Below are 1772 nucleotides of genomic sequence, written 5' to 3'. Positions count from 1 at the left end.
CGACCACGGCGGCCCTCAGTCCCTCGCGCGCGCAGGCCGACGCGAGCGCCACCCCGGCGGGTCCGGCACCCACCACCAGCACGTCCACGGCGCGCGTCACGGGGACACGTCCTTCGGGGCGTCGGCTCTTCGCATGTGAGGGAAGGGTAACAGGCGCGCGGGGCACAGAGTGTGTGGATCAATGCGAGTCGCGTCCCCGTCCGCCGCGCGCGGGCACGCTAGCCTCGCCTCATGCGCCTGCGGCCCCTGCACCTCCTCACGCCCCTCCTCGCGGGCCTCACCGTCGCCTGCTCGCCCGTGGCCACCCTCAACACGCTCGCCCGCACGAACGGACTCGCCGTCACGCAGGACGTCCGCTACGGCCCCGAGACACGTCAGGTCCTCGACGTGTACGCCCCCGGGAACGCGAAGGACGCGCCCGTCGTGATGTTCGTCCACGGGGGAAGCTGGACGGGCGGCGACAAGAGCGACTACCGCTTCGTCGGGGAGTCCTTCGCCCGCGCGGGCTACGTCACCGTCGTGATGAACTACCGGCTCGCGCCCGCCAACCGCTACCCCGCCTACGTGCAGGACGCGGCCCGCGCGATCCGCTGGACCACCGACAACGTCGGCGCGTACGGCGGCGACCCCCACCGGCTCTTCGTGACGGGTCACTCCGCCGGGGCCTTCAACGCCGTCGAGGTCGTCATGAACGAACGCTGGCTGCGCGAGGCGGGCGTGCCCGTGGGCCGGATCCGGGGCGTCGTCGGCATCGCCGGACCGTACGACTACGACTTCCGGAACTTCCCCTCGAGGAACGCCTTCCCCGAGAACGCCGACCCCGAGGACGTCATGCCGTCGCGGCACGTGCGCCGCGACCCGCCGCCCACGCTGCTGCTCGTCGCCGCGCGCGACCAGCTCGTCGGACCCGAGAACGCCACGCGCATGGAGGCGGCCCTGCGCGCCGCCGGTGGTGACGTCACACGAGAGGTCCTCCCGAACCTCGACCACTACACCATCGTGGGCTCGCTCTCGCGGACGCTGACGTTCCTCGGGCCCACCCGCGCGCGCGTCCTCGACTTCATCGCGGCCCGCGCGAAGGACTAGTCCGAGGAGACGCCCGGCTCCCCGCGCGCCGCCCGTCCGCGTCCCGGGAGCCGCGCGAGTTCCAGCAGCGCGAAGCCCAGCAGACCGCCCGGCACGTTCACGAGCATGTCCACGATCGTGTCCGGGTAGTACGGGGCGCGCTCGGCGTGCCCGGCGTGCGCGCGCTGCGCGTACTCGAAGAACTCGTTCGCGTTCCCCACGAGGCACGCGAGCCCCAGCACGAACACCAGTCGCGCCACGAAGCCCAGCCGCTCCAGCGAGGCGCGGTACAGCGGCGAGAGCACCACCACCGTCAGCGCCATCCACACGAGGTGCTCCGGGCGGTTGAGCCACGTCCACGACCACGGCGGCCCGTCGTGCCGCAGCACCCAGCGCACCCAGAACTCCCACGCGGGAAACAGCAGGGCCGCGCCCCAGAACAGCGCGCCCTCCGCCCGCCCGAGCCGCCACGCCCGGCCCGACGCGACCACCAGGAGGAGCGCCGCGAACCACACGACCATCACGACCGTGTCCTCCCACGGGAAGCTCCCGTGGTAGAGCCACACGGCGAGCGCCCCGTACGCCGCCACGAGGGGGGCGGCGAGCGGCCTCATTCCCCGTCCCGGCACGCCTCGAGGAGCCGTTCGGCCAGCAGCAGCGCGCTCGGCCCGAGCGGGGAGCGCTCCAGCCCGAGGAGCGTCCCGAGC

2 protein-coding genes are annotated in these 1772 nt (G+C 73.5%); one reads left to right on the top strand and one right to left on the bottom strand.

Annotation, left to right across the window (positions count from 1 at the left end; all coding sequences use genetic code 11):
- Positions 1-231: 231 nt before the first annotated feature.
- Positions 232-1086, top strand: a complete 855-nt coding sequence (locus tag DEIPI_RS0112445) for an alpha/beta hydrolase (protein ID WP_045234239.1) — start codon at positions 232-234, stop codon at positions 1084-1086.
- On the opposite strand, the gene DEIPI_RS35570 is transcribed toward DEIPI_RS0112445, so the two are convergent.
- Positions 1083-1679: a hypothetical protein gene (locus tag DEIPI_RS35570; RefSeq protein ID WP_027481973.1), complete on the bottom strand. Its 597-nt coding sequence runs from the start codon at positions 1677-1679 to the stop codon at positions 1083-1085. The genes DEIPI_RS0112445 and DEIPI_RS35570 overlap by 4 nt on opposite strands.
- Positions 1680-1772: the final 93 nt, after the last annotated feature.

Origin of the sequence: Deinococcus pimensis DSM 21231 (genome assembly GCF_000519345.1) — a bacterium.
Classification (GTDB): domain Bacteria; phylum Deinococcota; class Deinococci; order Deinococcales; family Deinococcaceae; genus Deinococcus_A; species Deinococcus_A pimensis.
Note: the sequence above shows the minus strand (reverse complement) of the source record. Positions and strands in the feature narration are given on the sequence as shown.

Bases quoted from the DNA above. Each gene is read 5' to 3' on its own strand.
- DEIPI_RS0112445 (WP_045234239.1), top strand. From the start codon at position 232: ATGCGCCTGCGGCCCCTGCACCTCCTCACGCCCCTCCTCGCGGGCCTC.
- DEIPI_RS35570 (WP_027481973.1), bottom strand. From the start codon at position 1,679: ATGAGGCCGCTCGCCGCCCCCCTCGTGGCGGCGTACGGGGCGCTCGCC.